At 42.6% G+C, this 15,928-nt stretch carries 15 protein-coding genes and 2 pseudogenes; 9 read left to right on the forward strand and 8 right to left on the reverse strand.

The features are described 5' to 3' along the window. Positions 1-200 precede the first annotated feature (200 nt). Complete coding sequence (locus E2K74_RS13720; RefSeq protein ID WP_151204559.1) at positions 201-404, reverse strand: hypothetical protein; 204 nt, start codon at positions 402-404, stop codon at positions 201-203. Positions 405-816: 412 nt separating this feature from the next. On the opposite strand from E2K74_RS13720, the gene E2K74_RS13725 reads away from it, so the two are divergent. Continuing rightward, positions 817-1,089, forward strand: a complete 273-nt coding sequence (locus E2K74_RS13725) for a hypothetical protein (protein WP_151208170.1) — start codon at positions 817-819, stop codon at positions 1,087-1,089. A 28-nt stretch (positions 1,090-1,117) separates the two neighbouring features. On the opposite strand, the gene gloB is transcribed toward E2K74_RS13725, so the two are convergent. After that, positions 1,118-1,852 carry a hydroxyacylglutathione hydrolase gene (gloB, locus tag E2K74_RS13730; protein WP_151208171.1) on the reverse strand — a complete coding sequence of 245 codons (735 nt, stop codon included), beginning with the start codon at positions 1,850-1,852 and terminating at the stop codon, positions 1,118-1,120. A gap of 423 nt (positions 1,853-2,275) precedes the next feature. On the opposite strand from gloB, the gene E2K74_RS13735 reads away from it, so the two are divergent. Next, positions 2,276-3,097, forward strand: coding sequence for a PhzF family phenazine biosynthesis protein (locus tag E2K74_RS13735; RefSeq protein ID WP_151208172.1), 822 nt, complete (start codon positions 2,276-2,278; stop codon positions 3,095-3,097). 140 nt (positions 3,098-3,237) lie between these two features. Further along, positions 3,238-6,009, forward strand: a complete 2,772-nt coding sequence (locus tag E2K74_RS13740; RefSeq protein ID WP_151208173.1) for a M16 family metallopeptidase — start codon at positions 3,238-3,240, stop codon at positions 6,007-6,009. Between the two features lie 73 nt (positions 6,010-6,082). Here E2K74_RS13740 and E2K74_RS13745 read toward each other — a convergent pair whose 3' ends face one another. From E2K74_RS13745 to E2K74_RS13755, 3 genes are all read right to left on the reverse strand, one after another. Next, on the reverse strand, positions 6,083-6,343 hold the full coding sequence (locus E2K74_RS13745; protein WP_151208174.1) for a hypothetical protein: 261 nt from the start codon (positions 6,341-6,343) through the stop codon (positions 6,083-6,085). A 40-nt stretch (positions 6,344-6,383) separates the two neighbouring features. Then, positions 6,384-7,448, reverse strand: a complete 1,065-nt coding sequence (locus E2K74_RS13750; protein WP_151208175.1) for an amidohydrolase family protein — start codon at positions 7,446-7,448, stop codon at positions 6,384-6,386. A 105-nt stretch (positions 7,449-7,553) separates the two neighbouring features. Further along, positions 7,554-7,949 carry a DUF3144 domain-containing protein gene (locus E2K74_RS13755; RefSeq protein ID WP_151204571.1) on the reverse strand — a complete coding sequence of 132 codons (396 nt, stop codon included), beginning with the start codon at positions 7,947-7,949 and terminating at the stop codon, positions 7,554-7,556. Between the two features lie 110 nt (positions 7,950-8,059). Here E2K74_RS13755 and E2K74_RS13760 point away from each other — a divergent pair, with 110 nt between their 5' ends. Continuing rightward, positions 8,060-8,692 (forward strand): hypothetical protein, encoded by a 633-nt coding sequence (locus E2K74_RS13760; RefSeq protein WP_151208179.1) that lies wholly within the window; start codon positions 8,060-8,062, stop codon positions 8,690-8,692. A 10-nt stretch (positions 8,693-8,702) separates the two neighbouring features. On the opposite strand, the gene E2K74_RS13765 is transcribed toward E2K74_RS13760, so the two are convergent. After that, a complete protein-coding gene (locus tag E2K74_RS13765; RefSeq protein ID WP_151208176.1) occupies positions 8,703-10,157 on the reverse strand; it encodes a CYTH and CHAD domain-containing protein in 1,455 nt (484 codons plus the stop codon). Positions 10,158-10,279: 122 nt separating this feature from the next. Continuing rightward, entirely contained in the window at positions 10,280-11,737 is a 1,458-nt protein-coding gene (locus E2K74_RS13770; protein WP_151208177.1) for an inorganic triphosphatase, read from the reverse strand. 318 nt (positions 11,738-12,055) lie between these two features. Here E2K74_RS13770 and E2K74_RS13775 point away from each other — a divergent pair, with 318 nt between their 5' ends. From E2K74_RS13775 to E2K74_RS13795, 5 genes and pseudogenes are all read left to right on the forward strand, one after another. After that, positions 12,056-12,439 carry a DUF962 domain-containing protein gene (locus E2K74_RS13775; protein ID WP_151204577.1) on the forward strand — a complete coding sequence of 128 codons (384 nt, stop codon included), beginning with the start codon at positions 12,056-12,058 and terminating at the stop codon, positions 12,437-12,439. Between the two features lie 426 nt (positions 12,440-12,865). After that, the gene (thiE, locus tag E2K74_RS13780; RefSeq protein ID WP_151204578.1) at positions 12,866-13,486 is read left to right on the forward strand and encodes a thiamine phosphate synthase; all 621 of its coding nucleotides are present in this window, start codon (positions 12,866-12,868) and stop codon (positions 13,484-13,486) included. A 45-nt stretch (positions 13,487-13,531) separates the two neighbouring features. Beyond that, on the forward strand, positions 13,532-14,833 hold the full coding sequence (gene hemL / locus E2K74_RS13785; protein WP_151204580.1) for a glutamate-1-semialdehyde 2,1-aminomutase: 1,302 nt from the start codon (positions 13,532-13,534) through the stop codon (positions 14,831-14,833). A gap of 82 nt (positions 14,834-14,915) precedes the next feature. Then, a pseudogene (locus E2K74_RS13790) lies at positions 14,916-15,335 on the forward strand (GlcG/HbpS family heme-binding protein). Positions 15,336-15,462: 127 nt separating this feature from the next. Then, on the forward strand, positions 15,463-15,804 hold the full coding sequence (locus E2K74_RS13795; RefSeq protein WP_151208178.1) for a hypothetical protein: 342 nt from the start codon (positions 15,463-15,465) through the stop codon (positions 15,802-15,804). 9 nt (positions 15,805-15,813) lie between these two features. Here the strand turns inward: E2K74_RS13795 and E2K74_RS13800 are convergent. Further along, positions 15,814-15,928 (reverse strand): annotated as a pseudogene (locus tag E2K74_RS13800) (IS5/IS1182 family transposase); the annotation flags it as partial.

A 15,928-nucleotide genomic window follows, 5' to 3' on the forward strand; every position in this document is an offset into this window, starting at 1 on the left:
CCGCGAGGTGTGAGAGTTCGAGTCTCTCCGTCCCCACCATCAAAAAAGACAAGGCGATGACCTTGTTTTTTTTCGCCTGAAATTTATAAATCTTAGAAGTATAAAAAAGCCCATAACAATGGGCTGAAAAGATTTAAAATTTTATTGCATTCACTTCTTTGAATCGACATCCCTATCTTCAAGTGTATCAAACCTGCTGATCAGGCTTTTAAGTGATCTTCAAATTCTTCACCGAGCTGCATGGCTAAAGCATTGCCGGAGAGGTCACAGGTCACCAGGCCATATTCTTTTTTAAAACTGAAACTGAAGCCACGGTCATCAGCCAGAGTGCGAACTGAATAACCTAATTTTTCTAACCACAGGCGAAAGGCGATCAAGTTTTTAGCTTTAACCACTTTTTTCATGAGATAACTCCTTCATCATTGTTAAAGGATAGATAAGGGTGAAAAAAAATGTTTTAAAGGGCGATTGCCTTAAATAATTTTAATTTAAAGGAAAATGCAGATTTAATGAACATTCATAGCTTGAGAAAAGCCATTAAATATAGCTTAAATGTTTGATATTTATATATTTTAAGATGTTGTAACTAAATGTTGTATGTTTTTAAGTTATAAAAATTATAAATTATTTTTAATATTCAACTGGTTAAGAGGGAATTATGAAGGAGACAGTTAAGTAAAAGATTTATTGCATGACTTTTCATGATAAACCGGTTGGATTCTATTTTATTCAAGCATACTTGGCCGGAGATTTTCTGAGCAGTATTTCTGTTCCTCTGATTTATATTATGAAAAAACAGATTGAAATTGAAAGATTATGACTCAGCCCAACATTGAACAGTATGTAAAGCAGCAGATTGAACAGATGCAGCAACAGGCTTTAACTCCGGTTGCTGTCATGCTGGGGCATGAAGACTGGCTGGAGTTTAGTGTGCAATCCCAGGTGGCTTATACACCCTTTGGAAGTGCACGTCGCTACCAGCCAGCACTGGGTGGTTTGCTGCTGGTTAGAGTGAATGAAATGAATACGCTACGCGTAGTAACGCAGGCAGAACTGGATGCTTATGCGCAAAGCAACCAGATTCTTTAGAAGGATTTAAAATTCTGAGAATGAGGAATTAGAAATTGTCTTTTTGCATTCTCAGTTGCTGGAACTCTTCAACACTATTGGCGCGTAAAAATGGATTGGTTTCAAGTTCTAGCTCAATGGTACTTGGCAGAGTGTTTTGACCGAGCATACGCAAACGCTTCACCTGTTCCAAACGTTCCTGAATCTCCAGGTTGTCTGGCTCGACATGTTTGGCGAACTGTGCATTAGACAAGGTATATTCATGGGTGCAATAGACCTGTGTACGGGGAGGCAAGGCAGCCAGACGCGACAGAGAATGATACATTTGCTGATACGTACCTTCAAAAACACGGCCACAGCCCATCGCAAATAGGGTATCACCACAGAACAGCACATCAAGCGTATCAATAAAATAAACGATATGGCCTAAGGTGTGCCCGGGAACGGAGATAACCTGAACTTCAATATCATGAAAGTTAAATTGATTTTCATGTTCAAGCGGATGGCTAATTACCGGAATTTTAATCAGTTCTGCGCGTGGACCATAAACAGGGAGGTTCTGCTCCTGAATTAATCCGGCTACACCGCCAGTATGGTCTTTGTGCCAGTGAGTCAGCCAGATCTGGCTGAGTATCAGAGCATGTTCGGTGCAATAGGTTTTAACCAGTTCTGCTTCAGTCGGATCAATCACCACGACTTGATGGGAAGGTAGATGTTCCAGTAACCAGATATAGTTTTGTAAGGAGTTTTTGACATCAATGCAATGAATTTTGTATGAGGACATAGCGAATCAGCCTAAAGGGTTTTGCTGATAACCTAACATATTTACCGATGTTTTAGCGTTCGCATAAAGTGCCGATTGATCAAGAAATTATATTAACGATAGTGCTTTGCGATTTTGACGTGGCTACTTCCATAGCCTTTTCAATATTGATGGCTATTTGCCATTCTTTTGATATTGTATGCAGATGTGATTTTGCAGAAGTTATTTTAAAGCAAGAGTGTACAGGACGAAATAGCCTGAATTTTAATAGTGTTTCGGATTTTGCTGCTGTGATTTAGCAGCGCAGTTGTTTTTAGCGATTGAGTTTCAGTGCATCATTGCCTGCCATATCTTCACTAAAAATCTTGCGAGATATTCCTTTTACGTCACAAACATTAGACATAGATAAATGGTCAACGGACCTTAATATACAGGAGCATAAAAATGAAAATGTACCAGGTGGATGCCTTCACTACAGCACTGTTCAAAGGAAACCCGGCCGCGGTGATTGTGCTGGACCAGTGGCTAGATGACAGCCTGATGCAAAATATTGCCCTGGAGAATAATTTATCCGAGACTGCTTTCGTTCAGGTACGGGATGCAGAAAATTATGCGATTCGCTGGTTTACTCCGACCAGAGAAGTGGATTTTTGTGGACATGCTACTTTAGCCAGCAGCTTTGTGCTGTTTAAAGATTTTACATCAGCCAAGACTATTCAGTTTCACGTTAAAGATCTGGGGATTTTTACGGTCACTCAGGATACAGATGGCAAAATCAGAATGGATTTTCCAGTTCGTCGAGCCAAGCAGGTGACAGAATATCCGGATGAACTCAGACAGGCCCTGAGCAAACCTTTTAAAAATGTCTATTTGAATATTCAGGGCTATATTATTGAATATGAATCGGTACGAGATGTTCTGGACGAACGGCCGAACTTTGAACTGCTCAAACAGTTAAATGGCAAGCGAACGGCCATTACGGCAAAAGGGAGCTTGCTGGATGTGGCGATTACCACAGGTGCTACGCAATATGACTGTATTTCTCGTTACTTTGCGCCCAGTAACGGAATTGATGAAGATCCGGTGACAGGCTCAATCCATACTGGTATTGCCCCGCTTTGGGCGGAAAAACTGAATAAGACCGAACTGGTCGCCTATCAGGCTTCGGCACGGGGCGGCGAGCTGTATTGCAGCCTGAAAGCTGAAGATCGGATTGAAATTTCAGGCTATGCCAGGTTATATATGCAGGCTGAAATTTTTATCTAAATTACATTGTAAAACATAATATCGTCTTGGCAGACGGTATGGTATTTCTGGCAATCCGGTTTAAAAGATTATTCAGAGTAAGAGTCGTTTTCTAATATAGACCGGTAATAAAAATTCACCTTTAAAATTTTGGATAAAGAATGTTAATACGCTTTAAAAGTTTAACACTGGCGATTTTATTATCTGGTTATTCGGTGCTGAGTCTGGCCCAGCCAGTGCTACTAAAAACTGAGCAGAATGTTGAAGAATATAAATTAGAAAATGGCTTAAGAATTATTCTCGCGCCAAATGACAAAGAAAATAAAGTATTTATGAACACGGTTTATCTGACCGGTTCACTGAATGATCCGCAAGGCAAGGGGGGATTGGCTCATCTTCTGGAACATCTGGCCTTTAAAGGCACTCGCAATGTCAAAGGGGATGAATTCCAGCGTCGACTGGATCAATATACTTTAATGACCAATGCCAGTACCGACTATTATTCTACCAAATATACCAATGTGATTCGTCCTGAGCAGACGGCGCTCAATGAAGTGATTTTTCTTGAAGCCGAGCGGATGGACAAACTGGTGCTGCAAGAAAAATATGTCCCGACTGAAATTGATATTGTGAAACGTGAGCGCGAAATTCGTCTGGATCAGCCATTTTCGGTCATGATGGATCAAATTTTTAAAGCGGCTTATGGCAATCAGTATCTTGGGCGATTGGCGATTGGCGATCTGGAGGAACTGCAATCCATTAACATGCAGGAGCTGAACCAGTTTTACCGTCAATGGTATGCACCAAATAATGCCTTCATGGTGATCTCAGGCAAGTTTAACAAGGCGGATGTGCTCAAGCAGATTGATCGCCATTTCAGCCCGATCCAGTCGCGCAATATTCCGGCACAGGCTCAGGTACCGCCTTTAAAACCTGAACAGATCGCACCGCGTGAGTTTACCGTGCAAAAAGGCAGTGATCTGGCAAAATATAGTATTTATTTAACGGGTGCCAATGAAAGTGTCAAAACAGCATTGGCGATTTCGCCGACGCTATATACGCTGCAACCGAGTGGACATTTGTATCAAAGTATGGTGGAAACCGGGAAGTCCACCACAGTGCAATCTGCAACCTGGCTCGACCGGGATTTTAATCTGGTGATGATGGGTGCGATTTATGGACCGAATCATCAGGCACCAGGTGTAAAGGAAGGATTGATACAAGGCATTGAGCAGAGTCAGCCTTTTAATGAAGTCGAACTTAACCGTACAAAAAATCTGGTGCGTAACCAAGCAGATATGATCAAAAATAGTGCAGCCGCGATAGGTTCCCGTCTGAGTGATTATGCAGTGGCTTATTCTGGGGACTGGAGCCAATACTTTAAAGATCTGGATTCGATCCAAAAGCTGAGTGTGAACGATGTCAATCGAGCCTATCAGGTCTTTTTTAAACCAGAGCATCGTATTTTCGGGAATATTCTGCCTACACCAGAAGATCAGAAAAAAGCACAGCAACTGGCGCAGAGCGAAGCTCCACAAAAAAGTTTAGCGCCTTCGGCTGAAGCAGAAGAACCATTAAAGGATGTCAGGGTTTATCAGGCGGAAGTGAAAGATTATGTTCAGCAGTCCAAGCAATATCTGCATGAAAAAGAACAGCAGATCCAGCGCGGTAAGCTGAAAAATGGCATTAAATATGCGCTATTTCCGACCACTACACGTGATGATAAGGTATATGCCACCATTGCCCTGGATTTTGGTACAGCACAAACCTTATTGAATAAGGGTGAAGTACTGGATCTGATGGCATATCTATTATTGCGTTCTTCAGAAACCCAGAGTTTGCAGCAGATTGCAGACAAGATTATTGAAGTTGGCGGATCTGCCACTGCAAGTGCAGCGGTGAATGGCTTGACCATTCAAATCAGTGCCAAAAAAGAAAAATTCGAAGAGTTTTTTCAGTATGTGGTTGAGGTGCTTAAAAACCCGGTATTTGAACAAAGCCAGTTTGATCTGATCAAGGGGCAGACTTTATCAACTCTGGATCGTCCTTATACGGAGCCAGATACTGTTGCTGGGCTGACCATGTCGCGAATTATTGAAATCTACCAGCCAGGAGATATTCGCTATCATTTTGAACCTGAGCTGGCGACCCGACAGTTTAAAGCGGCCACCCGTGAACAGGTAGTGGCCTTGTATCAGCAGTTTTTTAAAACCCATCATGCACAAATTGCGGTTACGGGTGAATTTAACCCCAAGTTCATGCAAAACATCCTGAAAAAAAGTTTTGCTGACTGGAAAACCCAACAGCCTTATGAGCGCCTGAAATCGGTATATAGAGCTTATCCTGCCCAACAAGTTCATGCCTTATCCGAGCAGCGTGAGTTTGGTAGTTATCAGGCACTGATGACTTTGCCGGTGGGGGCGGACAATCCTGATGTGCCGGCTTTGCAGGTCTTCGAATATATTCTGGGGAATTCCCAGTTGTCTTCCCGTTTAGCTCAGGAGCTACGTGAAAAAAATGCCTTGGTCTATGGATTTGGTGCCAATCTCCAGTTTGATGAATGGGCGGAGTCAGGCGCGCTCTCCATTGATGCAAACTATACGGCAGGGAAATCAGCACAAGTTTCACAAGCGGTATATAAAGTGCTGAATGAGCTATTGACCCGGGGTGTCACGGAGCAGGAAGTGGAAGCTGCCAAAGCCAGTATTCTAAAAAAGCGCTTAAATGTGCTGGAAGATGATCGCCGTATTCATAACATGCTGGTTCCGCAACTGGATAAAGACCGTAATCTGTTGTATCGGGAAAAACGTGATCAGGCGATTGCTAAACTCAGTAAAGCCGACATTGATGCCGTGATTAAAAAATACATCAAGCCAAATCAGCTGGTGGAAGTGATGGCCGATCAGTATGGAAAAGAAGTTAAGCAATTATAGTGTGAGTAGGTAAATAGAAAAATCCCCTCAAGTCGGGGATTTTTTATTTTTCAATATTATTTAAAGCCCTAATTTAAGTAACTTTTCTGGTAAACAGGATTCCACCTAAAACGCCAGATAGCACAGCACTGGCTAAGCTCCACCAGAAAGTGGCAAAAAGAAACAGAAAAATACCACCTGATATTAAGATTGCTCCGAAAGCAATATCTTTATTAAAGGGTAAGTGAATAATATGTTGGTAATAGCAGGATGCCATTCCACTAAAACAGATCACCAGGCAAGTATATAAAAGTTTTTCTGACAAGGGACTAGCGATCATTTCTTCCCAGAGCATATGTGTTTTCCTCCTTTTTTAAGGATCCAGACGCTTATTCTTATAATTTATAAAACGCTTTAGCATTTTCATAAAAAATCGGCTTTAAGGCATTTTCATCATAAGCCTGCACAATATCGCTAAACGCATCAATAATGTTAGTGAGTGAGCTGCTGACACGGTCCATCGGAAAGTTGGACGCAAACATCACGCGCTTAGCCCTAAAGCAGTTTAAAGCATGCTGAATCAGGGGAGCTGCACGTTCTACTAGTTCCTGTTTAGTTGCCAGTCGTTTCTGCTGATGAAAATCATGCCCTAAAACAGGCATAAACAAGCCAGAAATTTTAGTCGATACATTCGTCCATTGTGCCAGTTCAGCCAGATCCTCTTTCCATGCCTGAAAAATATATTCACGTTGCTGAGCTGTCTTGCCCGTGCCTTTACCCACCTTGCCAAATAAACCAGCAGGCGTACCCAGATGATCCAGCACGATAGGGGTGTCTGGAAAGGCTTTGGCCAGCGCAGTAACATCTGAAATCTGGAGAGAATATACCCAGGCATCAAAGCTTAAATCTTGCTTGGCCAGTTCTTCAAAACCTTTGAGGAATTTTTTATTGCGGTACAGATGCGGTTCATCTGCCCATGCATGAATAGCTTTATCTGCATGGACTGCTGCCATTTTACGGATGCCACGAAACTTGGGTGAGGCTTCGCGATGTAATTGCAGGAGCTGTTTAAAATTTTTCTGTCGTGGATCAGCCGTAGCAACGATTCCACCCAATTGGATATTGTGCTGATCAAAAGGAAGTCCAGCGATGAAACGGGTTTCGTTTACCACGCCCGTACCTTTCTGTTGATGCCAACTGGCTTCGACATGCACAATCTGCTCCACCTTATAATGATCTGCATCTTTCTTGTAATTTCCAGGTAGGTAAGGTGCAGTCAGATGTTCAGTCAAGCCAATCGTCTCAATCACATCTTTAGGTTTTAACAGTCGAACCATCTTGTCTAGCAATCTAGGATGTTTGCCAAACAGCTTCACCGCGAAAGCCGCGGCATGCGGGGTAGTATAGGGATCCCATTGGTGGATATGCGGATCAATGATCGGAAAGGGAAGTGATTGCATAATATTCTTGGTCTGTCCTTAATTTTTATTATTTTTTATATAGGCCTACAATCAGCCTAAAGTCAATTTTTTTGTGTCCATAAAAAAAGCCCCGTAGGGCTTTCATTAATGATCGTGGTCGTGTTGATGCTTATTGGCATGAAACTCTTCATTACGACGGAAACGTAAATAGTTTTCAAACTGCTCGCAGTATTCATCATAATTGTCTTCCAGCATCATCTGGAACTGCTGCAAGATATAAGACATGACCTGATCTTTAGCATCGCGCATTTCATTGCCATCTTTAAAATTGTTGGCAGCGACCCAGGTATTAAAACGGGCTGTGCCAAACAGCATTGCAGCGCTGACCTGACCGCGTTTGTCTGCCGGATTTTCCTGAGAACCTTTTTCTACGCGGCTAAATTCATTGGCCTGTTTAATAAATTCATCAGCACGTTCAAAGAATGCAGCATTTAACGCTTCTTCTTCGGTTACATCGGTTGCTTCAATCTTTTGAACCATGAATTTTTCCTGACTATAAAATCTTGATGTCTAATTATAGGCAAAGCCTTGCAGAAACTAAACCTTTGCCTTAATCTAAAAATAGCCTAAGCAATTAAAGTGTGAATACCATGCAAGATGCAATTGCGGTACAAAGCCTGAAAAGTGATATTGCCTTGTTGCGCCAGAATATATGGCCACCCGCAAATCTGGCCAATGTTGAAGGTTTGCCGATTTACTATGGCACCAAGTCGCAGGTGGATGAATATTACAAACAATGGCTGGGTCTGATTGAAAGGGCACAAGACCTGTTTCAGCCGTTTATGGAAGATGAGGTCGTAGATGCAGTTCATCTGCCCGGTCACCTGAATCTCCCCTTATTCTATTTTCATGTGGATCGCATCCGTATTAATAAGACTCGGGCCAAAGAATCCAAAACCTTTCGCGGTATTGCCAGTCTGATAGAAAAATGCGGACAGTTTGAAGCAGAACAGGTGGCTGCCATGCAGCGTTGGCTGGACAGTGATGAAACAGCAGCGTTGGTGGCCCACCGTGAATTTGTTGACTTACGGACTTATGTATTTCAGCATGGGCAAAGTGAATATACGCGCACCCGATTTTATGTAAATGGGATCGTGCTGAGTGTCGAGCCAGACTTTGAGCTGGTGGATGCACGCGATAAGCCACGCAAACAACGCAGTGACAGTTATAGCGATCCATTGGCGGATAATAATATCTGGAAAGTGTATGGCAAAAATCGTTAAAGCCATGTCGCTATGACCAGAATGGCCCGGTTTTAGTAAATTGTGCTAACCGGGCCGCAGCTTCAGCAGACAGGCGCTGTTGTTCAGCTTTAATCCATCCCAACACAAACCAGGCTTTGGGCTGCTTTTTCACATAGGGAAGGAATAGCTCTTCTGCAACGAACAGATCGTTATAATGTCCTAAACTTTCCTGAACGGGCTTTAATGCTTTGAGATACGCTTTTACTTCCTGCTCGACAAACAGGCTTTGCAAAAATTCAATATTATAGCGTAAACGCTTGACTCGCTTGCGAGTACGATGTCGTGCCTCAATATCCAGCTGTATATAATTGGCTGCATCCTCACAAATTTTGTGGTGCAAGCTGCTGAGACTGGTGCAAAGTGTTTTATGGGAAGAGGGATGTGGCTTAAATTTGCGCTGGCTAAAGCCTAAAAGTTCAAGAAACAGCTTTGTCGTCGCGGGCTGTTGAAACAGTTGACTGATATTGAGCTGCCCTTTAGGAGCAGGAGGTAATACTAAAAGTGGTGAACCGGCTTGTTTTAATTGTGGGAGCAGGCTTCCAGCTAAGGCATCCCGATCGCGGGTAGCGCCTAATTGCTGAAAAATATCCCGCAGCTGATCCTGCCATTCAGCCGGGCATTCTTTGGTTTCGGACTGGAAAATTTTTAAGGCACTGCGTAAACGACGGACTGCAACACGTGCCTGATGCACATGGTCACTATTATAGTGTTCTAGGGCAATTGCCGTTGCATTCGGAAAAAGATGAGTCAGACAGTTTGCTACAATTTTTTGCAGGATTCTAGCAACATCATTTTCCTCTTCTAAATTGAGTACAACCTGATGCTGAACTGGAAGCTGCTGTTCAGCCTTTAATAGGGCATAACCGCGTTCGGATTTGTTGCGTACATCCAGCCACAACTGATAAGGTTCAACCCAAGTTTCTACACATTCAATCAGTTGATCCAGTGTGCCAGTTTTAAGCTCAAATTCGACTTCATAAATATGAGCAATCTGGTGTCCAGAGCGAATTTCTCCAATATCGAAAGCTATTTCTATCTGGCTCTGCTGGTAATTATACTGGATGACCTGACGTTTGACCTCTGTTTCGAATTGGAGCAGTAGGGGAGTATTCAGCTTGCCTATTGCCTGCTTGAGTATTTTTTTGGCCTGCTTATCTTTTTGATATAGATGAAAATTACACGATTCTGGCTGGGTTTCTCCCAGGCAATGTTCCAGTTCAAAACGCTCAAACTCATGCCGTGCAGGTGCCTTTAACGTCTGAAACCATTGTTTATCTTCCAGACGTTGCCGCAGTGCGATTTTATGTTGCTGTAATTGCTGATCGTGAGTATCAAAATATTGGGCATATAGATGATGCCGGGCAGGCGCATACTGCTGAAAATCTTGTTCAAACTGGCTGCGTGTATGGAAAGGGATTTGAAATTTCAATTCAACTTCTGCCATCGGATCACACCTGCACGATGTAACGGGATAGCATTCAATATATCCCAAAGATCCATAGCTGTGTGAGGCACTTCTGCAACAAAAAAGCACGCCGTAGCGTGCTTGAAACTCTTTGATGAGATTTATTTAAGAAATTTGCGACTGACCAGAAACTGTTCGGTCGTTTCTAGCAGCTTTTGTGCATAAACTTCCTGCTTGGCGGTCAGCCAGCCCAGAACAAACCAGTCACTGGCCTCCAGTTCAGTCTGCTGGATATAAAGCGCTGAAGATGCCAGAGTTTGATATTCTTGGGCGGCCTGCTGGGCATCATTCAGTGCCTTGCTGTATTTTTGCAGATTCTTTACATCATAGACATGCGTCAAAATCGGGAAGCTGAATTTCAATTCCTGAATACGCATCGACAACTGATCCAGACTGTCAAAATCGGCACTATCTGTTTGATTCATTTGTTCTTGCAAGGCTTTATACTGTTGTTGCAGACAGGTTTGCGCCGCAGTTTTCAGATCTGCCCCGGATTTCTGATGACCGCTTAAACTGAAAATCAGTAATTCCAGATAATGATGCACATTTTGGGTGGATTTCACCAGATGATTCAGTTTCTCCTGAGCATACAGAATATCTTTGGTCAGGTTTTCTGCGGTGGTCGGATTTTGCAGGAAAATGGCCAGCGTGTTTTGCATATGTTGCAAATGCTGTAAATGTTCAAACTGTTTTTTAAATGCTTCCAGCTGATGTGCCCATTTATCCGAAACGCCTGTATGCCAGTCCTTAAACAGTAGCAGACTTAAATGGAGATGATGCAGGGCCTGTTGTGCCTGCTCAATGTGCTCCTGTTCAGCCACATGCGCCGATATGGCCGCGATATTAGGTAAAAGATGCTGCATCTGCTGGGCAATCAGGCTGCATAGATTCTCGCCTGCACTGGATTTTTTGCTCAGCTGAAGTTCTTTAGCCTGTGTCGCCGGGCTAACCTTTTGGGCACTGGCCAGGAGATTGCCTATTTCAGCCTTGCTGCGTACATCCAGCCAGAGCTGATATTTTTTGACCCATTCAAAGCTCATAGCCAGCAGATTTTGCACAGAACCCTGTTTAAGCTCAAACTCAACCTCGTGTACGTCCTGTTCAGCATCTGGCGTGCGGATATGACCAACATCCAGACTGACTTCAATCTGGCTGTCTTCATACTCAATAACACGTAAGGTACGTACAATATCCGTTTCAAACTGAAGTTTTAGATGATCAAATTGTTGCCCTAGGGCACCCACCAGAATTTCCTGAGCTTCAGGACACTGCTGATAAATACTCAGCTCCAGTTCAGGCGAATGAGCCAGTTCTCCAAGATCATGATTATGCTCAAAGCGTTCGATATGACTTTTGCCAGCTGCTTTTAGAGTCTGGATCCAGCGTGTTCCTTCAAGGCGTTGACGCAATGCCACACCATGCTGAGCCAGCTGACGATCAGTAGTATCATAATATTTGGCCTGAAGCTGGATCTGTTGCGATTTCTTAGGATCAAGTGCCTTGAGCAGGGCTTGACGGCGTGCTGCCGGAATCTGAAACTTGAGTTCAACTTCAACCATGATAATTATCCTGTCTGCTCAGCTATTCAAATAAGACTGAAGCCTGCTTGCTGTAATGAGGTTCCGAAAGATCGCGGAAATATTTTTAGATTTTTAAGCAGCAGATTGTAACCAAATTCAAATCACATGTAAGACTTGACCAAAGGGAAAAAGTGCTGATTAAAGAAATTAATATAAAATTTCATAGGTATATGTTTATTTAATACTAGAAAATTCAGTCATTAATAGACCCAGAATGAGATTGAGACTATAGGATGAACAGTCTTTTAATTGTCCAAATTATGCGCTAATGTTGCAAAAAGACTTCAGGATGATGTTATGAATGCACCGATTCAAGTAGAGCAGGGAAATATAGTTGCGGCGTCTCCGCAAATGCCAATTCGTGATTATCATGAATTTTACCGATTTTATCTGACTGAACATCGCCACATTATGAGCCGTCGTCTGCATATTACGGGAAGCAGTATAGGACTTTATTTTTTTAGCAAGGCGCTTCGTCAGCGTAAGGCCAAATATCTGGCTTATGGGCTGCTTTCAGGTTATGCCTGCGCATGGATTGGACATTTTGTTTTTGAAAAAAACAAACCGGCCAGCTTCAAGCAGCCTTTCTACAGTTTTATTTCTGACTGGCGTATGTTTGCTGATGTGTTACGGATGAATATCAGTTTGATTGATACTCAATACGATAAAATTTCTGTTTAATTCATATCCATGTTTTATTGAATAGTGCTTTAATGGATAAGTGCAAACAGATAAAAAGACTTGTAAGCGGAATTTTATTATTTTATTAATCGTGATATGACTTATTCAGGTTTTTTATCAAGGTAAATTATTCTGAATCAACCAGTTTTCCAAGCCTGGAGCGACCTTCTCCGGGCTTTTTTTATGCCTAAAAATACTGAATTGATCAAGCTGCCGGTGACAGCAATGGGCCAAATTTTTTATACAGCAGATGATTACATAACTTTTCTACTTATAAAAAGACCTTTGACGTTGGAGAACAAGTACACGGTCTCCCTTTAGATAAAAGTAGATTCAAGCTTTGATATTCAGCGGTTTACTTCACTGAACCACAAAAATAACAACGCTTCGGGCTATAATAGAGCCATTCTATTAGTGGCGAGTACGATGCGCGGTCTATATTTAATTACCAATGATGATGCATTGGAACTTTTATTAGAGAAACTCGAAGCAGCCTTGGCGACAGGCCATATTGCGATCTTGCAATACCGCCGTAAAAAAGTGGCAAAACCGGATCAAGACGCAGAAGTTGAGCTAATAAAAGCGTTAGCAGAAAAATACCGGACACCTTTTGTGATTAATGATGATCTGGCTCTGGCAGAAAAATTCGGCTTGGGGGTGCATCTGGGACAGTCGGATGGTGAGATTTCCGACGCTGCTGCACGTTTGCCACATGGCGCAATTATTGGACGTTCATGCAATAATTCAATTGAACTTTCGGACAAAGCGATTGCTGATGGCGCCACTTATGTCGCTTTCGGGGCGATCTATGCCACCGATACCAAACCTGAAGCAGGTAATATCGGGCTTGAAACGCTAAAGCAGGCGAAAGCAAAATATCAGTTGCCGATTTGTGCAATTGGGGGGTTAAGCGTAGAAAACTCTCAGGCCGTGATTGAAGCAGGGGCTGACCTTTGTGCGGTGATCAGTGATATATTAGCCTTAGCGGTTCAAGACATTCCTGCGCGTGTAAATGCGTGGGCTGCATTGTTTGCAGAAACAGTTTAATTTGATTTTTTTTGTTTATATTTCATTTTTTAGTTGAGTGCATCCATGAGCTTATCTCCAAAGCAAGAGCAATTGTTTAAACAGGCCAGTAAACATATTCCAGGCGGCGTGAACTCACCAGTGCGTGCATTTAATAGCGTAGGCGGTACGCCAGTTTTTATTGAGAAGGCGCAAGGGGCTTATCTCTATGATGTCGATGGCAAGCGCTATGTAGACTACGTTGGTTCGTGGGGCCCAATGATTTTGGGTCATGCACATCCTGCGATTATTAAGGCTGTACAAGATGCCGCTGTAGACGGCTTGAGCTTTGGTGCGCCGACTGTGCATGAAACGACACTGGCGGATATTATCTGTGACATCATGCCATCAATTGAATTGGTTCGTATGACCAACTCGGGTACTGAAGCGACCATGACTGCGATCCGTCTGGCACGTGGTTATACAGGCCGTGACAAGATTGTCAAATTTGAAGGCTGTTACCATGGTCATTCCGACTCTCTGCTAGTCAAAGCCGGCTCAGGTCTTTTGACTACGGGTGAAGGTGAGGCGACATCTGCAGGTGTGCCGGCTGATTTTGCCAAACATACTTTAACTCTGCCATACAATGATATTGCAACTTTAAAAGAATGCTTTGCCAAGTTCGGTTCTGAAATTGCTGGTGTAATTGTCGAGCCAGTTGCAGGTAACATGAACCTGGTCGCACCCGTTGAAGGGTTTTTGCAAGCGATTCGTGATGTGTGTGATGAACACGGTTCGGTATTTATTATTGATGAAGTCATGACCGGTTTCCGGGTCGGATTAGGCGGTGCGCAGGCGCATTATGGGGTTACGCCAGACTTGACGACTCTAGGTAAAATTATTGGTGCTGGTCTGCCAGTGGGTGCTTTTGGTGGTAAACGAGAAGTCATGGAGTGCATTGCACCACTTGGTAAGGTCTATCAGGCAGGCACATTGTCTGGTAACCCGCTGGCAATGCGTGCAGGTATTGAGATGTTTAAACATCTGCGCGAGCCAGGCTTCTATGAAAAACTGACTGCACAACTTGAAAAACTTCTTACAGGCTTGCAAGCGGCGGCAGATGAAGCGGGTATTCCATTCAAGACTCAACAAGTGGGCGGCATGTTCGGTCTGTATTTCACGGATCAGGTAGACATCACCAGTTTTGATTCCATGTTGAAATGTGATGTTGATGCTTTCCGTAAATTCTTCCACGGTATGTTAAAACGTGGAGTAAATCTGGCGCCATCCGCTTTTGAAGCTGGCTTTATTTCAGCAGCACACAGTGATGACGATATTGCCTTTACGCTTCAGGCTGCGGCTGAGACGTTTGCCGAAATGAAAGCCTAAACTTTTTAGTTTTCTACTATTTATTTAAGCCTGAATTCGTTCGGGCTTTTTTTATAGAGATCTTGAACAAGGAAAAAGAGGGATGCACACCAAACATTATCTAACTTTAAATGATGCCGAATTTTTATTAGATCAGGCATATCAATATGCCATGCAGAACAATTTTAAGGTCAGTATTGCGGTTATGGATGAAACCGGTCATTTGCTGGTAATGAAGCGTATGGATGGCAGTTCACCAATGACTGCAAATCTGGCAATTGAAAAAGCAAAATGCTCAGCCATAAGTGGCCGTCCATCTAAACTATTTGAAGATATGATTAAAGGTGGTCAGATGGGCTTTCTGACTATGGAGAGTTTTTCGGGCATGCTAGAAGGCGGAGAGCCGATTTTATATTAAGGCCAACTGGTGGGGGCGATGGGTGTTTCCGGGGCGAAATCATTTCAGGATGCTGAAATAGCACAAATGGCCATTGAGAAGTTTTTGGCCCAGCAAGCGGTGTAATTATTTGCAAATGAGACATTTTTATAATCAGTTGCCCGGATATTGATTAAGAAAATGCATGTCATTTTAAAGTTGTTTTTATAAATTCATCAGGTCTATATTAATTTTAGGAAATCTTGGGATAAAAATGAAATTACTGCTGAATAATAAAAAATTCATGAATACCAACAATACAGCGAATGGAGAAGTATCCGGTGAAACTATTTTTCACTATCAGCAAGTCGGTAAACAAATAGAAGCTACATATTCTGGAGGCCGGATTATAAGTGGACATTTAATAGGTTTCATGACTTCTGAAAGTACATTTACAATGAGCTACCATCACATAAATGAAAAGAATGAATTACGTGTAGGGCAGTGTAATACTGAGATTGAAATCCAGAATAATGGAAAAATTAAACTCATAGAAAATTGGCAATGGCTTAATGGAGATTGCTCTAAAGGTGAATCATTTCTTTTAGAAATCTAGGGCGTGTCCTCATTTGGCTTTACACCAAATAAACATGCAAGCAATGTAAATCATAGACTGATAATTTCGTGCAAGCTTATCAAATCGGGTAGCAATAGCACGGAAATGTTTTAATCTCGCAAAT

The organism is Acinetobacter sp. RF15B, from assembly GCF_007558235.1.
Classification (GTDB): Bacteria; Pseudomonadota; Gammaproteobacteria; order Pseudomonadales; family Moraxellaceae; genus Acinetobacter; species Acinetobacter lwoffii_C.

Excerpts from the sequence above, each read along its gene's own strand:
- E2K74_RS13720 (WP_151204559.1), bottom strand. The coding sequence starts at position 404 with ATGAAAAAAGTGGTTAAAGCTAAAAACTTGATCGCCTTTCGCCTGTGG.
- E2K74_RS13725 (WP_151208170.1), top strand. The coding sequence starts at position 817 with ATGACTCAGCCCAACATTGAACAGTATGTAAAGCAGCAGATTGAACAG.
- gloB (WP_151208171.1), bottom strand. The coding sequence starts at position 1,852 with ATGTCCTCATACAAAATTCATTGCATTGATGTCAAAAACTCCTTACAA.
- E2K74_RS13735 (WP_151208172.1), top strand. The coding sequence starts at position 2,276 with ATGAAAATGTACCAGGTGGATGCCTTCACTACAGCACTGTTCAAAGGA.
- E2K74_RS13740 (WP_151208173.1), top strand. The coding sequence starts at position 3,238 with ATGTTAATACGCTTTAAAAGTTTAACACTGGCGATTTTATTATCTGGT.
- E2K74_RS13745 (WP_151208174.1), bottom strand. The coding sequence starts at position 6,343 with ATGCTCTGGGAAGAAATGATCGCTAGTCCCTTGTCAGAAAAACTTTTA.
- E2K74_RS13750 (WP_151208175.1), bottom strand. The coding sequence starts at position 7,448 with ATGCAATCACTTCCCTTTCCGATCATTGATCCGCATATCCACCAATGG.
- E2K74_RS13755 (WP_151204571.1), bottom strand. The coding sequence starts at position 7,949 with ATGGTTCAAAAGATTGAAGCAACCGATGTAACCGAAGAAGAAGCGTTA.
- E2K74_RS13760 (WP_151208179.1), top strand. The coding sequence starts at position 8,060 with ATGCAAGATGCAATTGCGGTACAAAGCCTGAAAAGTGATATTGCCTTG.
- E2K74_RS13765 (WP_151208176.1), bottom strand. The coding sequence starts at position 10,157 with ATGGCAGAAGTTGAATTGAAATTTCAAATCCCTTTCCATACACGCAGC.
- E2K74_RS13770 (WP_151208177.1), bottom strand. The coding sequence starts at position 11,737 with ATGGTTGAAGTTGAACTCAAGTTTCAGATTCCGGCAGCACGCCGTCAA.
- E2K74_RS13775 (WP_151204577.1), top strand. The coding sequence starts at position 12,056 with ATGAATGCACCGATTCAAGTAGAGCAGGGAAATATAGTTGCGGCGTCT.
- thiE (WP_151204578.1), top strand. The coding sequence starts at position 12,866 with ATGCGCGGTCTATATTTAATTACCAATGATGATGCATTGGAACTTTTA.
- hemL (WP_151204580.1), top strand. The coding sequence starts at position 13,532 with ATGAGCTTATCTCCAAAGCAAGAGCAATTGTTTAAACAGGCCAGTAAA.
- E2K74_RS13795 (WP_151208178.1), top strand. The coding sequence starts at position 15,463 with ATGAAATTACTGCTGAATAATAAAAAATTCATGAATACCAACAATACA.